4 protein-coding genes are annotated in these 4,552 nt (G+C 29.7%); all 4 read left to right on the forward strand.

The annotated features are described in order from the left end of the window. Positions 1 to 315: 315 nt before the first annotated feature. The 4 genes from EJN67_RS13750 to EJN67_RS13765 all read left to right on the forward strand — a co-directional run bounded on the left by EJN67_RS13750 (position 316) and on the right by EJN67_RS13765 (position 4,261). Positions 316 to 720, forward strand: a complete 405-nt coding sequence (locus tag EJN67_RS13750) for a hypothetical protein (protein WP_129725000.1) — start codon at positions 316 to 318, stop codon at positions 718 to 720. Positions 721 to 817: 97 nt separating this feature from the next. After that, positions 818 to 2,776 (forward strand): ABC transporter permease, encoded by a 1,959-nt coding sequence (locus EJN67_RS13755; RefSeq protein ID WP_129725001.1) that lies wholly within the window; start codon positions 818 to 820, stop codon positions 2,774 to 2,776. 5 nt (positions 2,777 to 2,781) lie between these two features. Further along, positions 2,782 to 3,636 carry an ATP-binding cassette domain-containing protein gene (locus EJN67_RS13760; RefSeq protein WP_129725002.1) on the forward strand — a complete coding sequence of 285 codons (855 nt, stop codon included), beginning with the start codon at positions 2,782 to 2,784 and terminating at the stop codon, positions 3,634 to 3,636. Beyond that, the gene (locus EJN67_RS13765; RefSeq protein WP_129725003.1) at positions 3,629 to 4,261 is read left to right on the forward strand and encodes a hypothetical protein; all 633 of its coding nucleotides are present in this window, start codon (positions 3,629 to 3,631) and stop codon (positions 4,259 to 4,261) included. The genes EJN67_RS13760 and EJN67_RS13765 overlap by 8 nt, the downstream gene beginning before the upstream one ends. Positions 4,262 to 4,552 lie beyond the last annotated feature (291 nt).

The following is a 4,552-nucleotide window of genomic DNA, read 5'->3' on the forward strand; positions in this document are numbered from 1 at the left end:
AGCGTAGCGAAGTGCATTTTAGGCTTGACAACTTTGCTAAATGGTAAAATTTAAGATATTTTTCTTAATTATTATAGCGATTGACTTTCTGGAAGAAAAAGGTGCCAATAAAAACTTGACACACACAGCCATTACTTGAAAAAGTTGCATATTTTTGAATACTGTGTTATTATATAAATAATTAGACAAGCACAAATGAACAGACATAAATATACATATAGATTAATAATTTGAGAGTATAACAATTAAATAAAGAAGTTAGATATATTGTGCGCACTTTATATAAAAAATAATAAGGGAAGGAGGACGCATTCTATGAAAAAGACTAATCAAACTATCAATGCTGTTTTATGTGTAATGGTTATTATGTTACTCTCAACTGCTTCAGTATTTGCAGCAAATGGGCAAAGTGTAACAGCACATATAACAGCCTCACAAAGTTCTGCAACTAGTAATGCTATATGGAATTGTCAAAACAAACTAGAGCTTTATGGGAGTAATTACAGTACTTCATCGAATAAGTTATACGTTCAATGCTATGAACAAAGAAATTATGCAGTTGATTTAAGACAAAAACAAATGCTATTGGATAAAGGAGAAAGTCGATCTATTATTTGGACATTGAGCAATTATGATGAAGGTTCTAACAACTATGTAAAGCTTAACCCATATGGAGCACTTTCAAAAGGATGTAATGGTAAGGGCACATTATACGACTGATCATAATTATTTGGCATAAAAATTGGGCAAAAGCATAGGACTCGCTTATATTTTTATATGGGTGAGTCCTATGGTTTGAAAGAAAGCAGGTGTTAAAGTGAAAAAAATAAAAAGTACAGTCAAATATGAACTATTACAAATATTACGCCAAAAAATCTTCTATATTATTTTGCCTATAAGTATGTTTTTTCTTTTTTTCTCAACTCAAAGGGGTCTTGCTGAAATTACTTTATCTGCATATGTGGTACAAACATTAATTTTTGGATTTTTATTCATGGGTTATCAAGTAGGAATCAGAGACAAAAACCATGGATATGATCAGATAATAAAGAAAATGGATAATTCATTCGCAGAGAGTATTGGAAAAATAATTGCCTTATGGATTTATTGTATTATGATAAATTTGGTTCTAATATTGGAAGTTATCATTTTAGGCAAGATATATCAATCACCATCATGGCTTATAGTAGAGAGTATACAATACATATTATTATATTTCTTATTAAGTTCCATGATTTCTGCAACTCTAGGTATGCTAACATCAGCAATTATAACTAGTAAATTAGCTTACTTTGTCTTACTAATAGTGGGGGCAAGTATTGGACCTTTAGGAGTAGGAATTTTTGAGCAAATATGTGCACTGTTAAATATAGATCCTATTTGGTTGAAATCTTTTTTTGTATGGATAAATTTAGGTCAATATAATCCATATGTAGGGATGAACTACCTTTATGGTTTTGAAATAGAAAGCAAAAGATATATGCATCATGTAGTGATATTGTTTGTAATTTTGGCATTATATTTTATAGCAGTTAAATTTAAAAAATATGAAACAGCAAAATTCAAGAAAAGTGCTTCTAAGGCATTGATTATTGTAACATTATTAATCGGGATTAATACAATAATATACTTAAAACCAACATTCGTATATAAATCTGGAACTACTGATAACTACGGAAAAGATGTACAAGATTATTTATACTATACAACAAATACCAAAGAATACAATACAATAGAATACAATACAATAGAATACAATACAATAGATAGTTATAAGATTAAAAAAGTTAAGGGGAAAATTGATTTAAGGAATCATTTTTCGTTTTCGGGAGATATTATTTTAGACATTATGGAACCAACAGATGAAATTGTCATGACTTTGTACCACGGATTTAAAATTGATAATATACTTCTTGATGAAGAAGAATGTGAGTGGGAACAAGAGAGGGATGTATTCACTATTAAATTAGATAGGGAATATGATGAGAATTCTACTATTCAATTGTCAATAGACTATAAAGGAATGAGTTCACAGTATTTTTTTGCTGGAGAAAAAGCAACTCTATTACCCAACTACTATGCATTCCTTCCATACCCTGGGGACAATAATGTGATGGCAATCATAAATGAACATTTAAATGTAATTCCCTTAGTACATAATTCAGATATTGATTATGAAATTGAAGTACTAAGTAAAAGAAAGATATATTCTAATCTTGACAGTGTGGATGAAGATAGTTTTATAGGTACTAGTAACGAAGGATTAATGCTCATAGGAGGGTATGTTAATGAATTTACAAATGATTCACTAAGGATAATTTATACAGATGATGTGAAACTAGAAGAAGCCATAGATTTGACGGAAAGCTTTAATGAGCAACTAGAGATATTATCTAACATATTGGAATTAGAGTTTCAGCCAATAGAGATAGCTTGCTTTGTTCCGATCAAAACTGGGCTCCTTTGCGGGCGTGAAACGCAAACTATGAAAACAGGAAAAATACTATATACTAGTCTAACAACTAACAAATATACCTACCTAGAACAATATATTCTGGAGGAATCTTTGGCTTGTTTAGTTTTATCAAACCCTGAACTCCTTATGTTACAAAATGAGGATAATAAAAGATATTTAGATGTGTTTTTATCATGGTATATGGAGAAATATAACATAATAGATGGGGATATGTTCGTTGATGATGATATTAAAGATATGACATTAGATGAAAAGTGGAATCTAGTAAAAGAATTAAAAGAACTAATAAAAGGAAGGTGAGATAGATGGTTGTTATCCAAATATCAAAACTTACTAAGTATTATGGTAAGAAAAAGGTGCTAGACGAGTTATCTGTAGATATAGAGAGTGGTATATTTGGATTTTTGGGCCCGAATGGGGCAGGTAAAACTACTTTAATGCGCTGTATAGTAGGGCTTTTAGAATATGAAGGTGACATTTATTATAAAGGAGAAGATTTAAATAATACCAAAGGGTTAAATATTGGCTATCTACCCCAAAACTTTTCGCTTTTTCATAATTTAACAGTGAAAGAAGCATTGGAATATGTATTTATCTTGAAAAATGCCAAGGGAAATCAAAATGAAATTATAGAAAAAATTCTAGTAGATGTTCATCTTGAAAAAGAGAAAAATAAAAAGATTAAAAACCTATCAGGTGGGATGTTACGAAGAGTTGGAATCGCCCAAGCACTAATTGGTGATCCAGATCTATTAATAGTAGATGAGCCAACTGCTGGACTAGATCCGAAGGAAAGGGTTAGATTTAGGAATTTATTACAAAAGTTAGCAACTGATGTGGATATTATTATTTCATCTCATATAGTGGAGGATATAGAAATACTCTGTGATTCCATTGCTTTTTTTAATCAAGGATCCATAATACTAAAAGGGGATACTGGTAAGTTGATAGATAGTATGGTAGGGAAAGTTGGAACTATAAAAATAAGACCACAGGAATTAGCTTCCTATGAAAGTAAGTATTTATGCTCTGTCCTTTCAAGTACAAAAGACTATGTAGAATTGAAGGTTGTTGGAGATGATTTACCTAAAGATACAATATTTATGCAGCCTGAATTAGAGGATTTATACTTTTATACTATTGGTGAGCTTAATGAGTAAATTAAGATATGAGATTAAACTTATGGGAGAGGTTTTCTTTGTACCTTTTATAGTACTTATTATGGTGCTGCTTTACTCTTTTTTAGTTAGAAACAATGAATATAATATAGAACTATCATTTTCTGTATTTCAGAATATTATCCCATTATTTGGAGGCTGGTGGTCTATTTTCAGCTTATCTGAATATGTGTGTGAAGAATGTGGTGAGTTATATTATACTTATAATATTTCTAAAAACAGGTTGGGATTGTTTAAAAACTTAATATGTTTTGTAGTGTATATTTTGTTGTCCTTTATAATATTGATACTTTCAATGAAAGTTATTGGATATATTGAATATAAAATGGTATTACAAATAATATTAATGCAAGCCTTATTATACAATTCCATATCTTTTTTAGCTTTAAATATAACAAAAGATACTGGATGGACAATCTTTGTAATTATCTCATTGCTTGTCAGTGTTTATTTTACAGAAGGAAATATTTTAGGTAGGTTGAATTATTATATACCAAATTACATGGCATTAGATAAAGAGGTTGTTTTGTCTATTAGCGTTAAAATCATATTAATCAGTATTATATTATATGGAATAGGGTCTTCATTATTTAAAAGAAAAGCATAGATAATATCATTAAAGTATGATGATTGTTGTATTGATGCATATTGGTGAATTTAGATAATTGCTTTATTTTACATTGTATCATCTTTTTTTAAAAGTTAGCGTAAAATTAACGTAGGGATTTAGATACAAAAATCCAATAGAATCCAAAAGAAGATCCCATCCTGTGTTAGTGTATAATTTTCATGGGCATCGGGCATTAAATTCCAAAAAGAGGAAGACCCCACTAAGGGGTCTTCCATATGCATAGTCAATCCTATATAATGTAATCAACACCGAAAAACATTAAGGAGT

Source organism: Xylanivirga thermophila (genome assembly GCF_004138105.1).
In the GTDB taxonomy this organism is placed as follows: domain Bacteria; phylum Bacillota; class Clostridia; order Caldicoprobacterales; family Xylanivirgaceae; genus Xylanivirga; species Xylanivirga thermophila.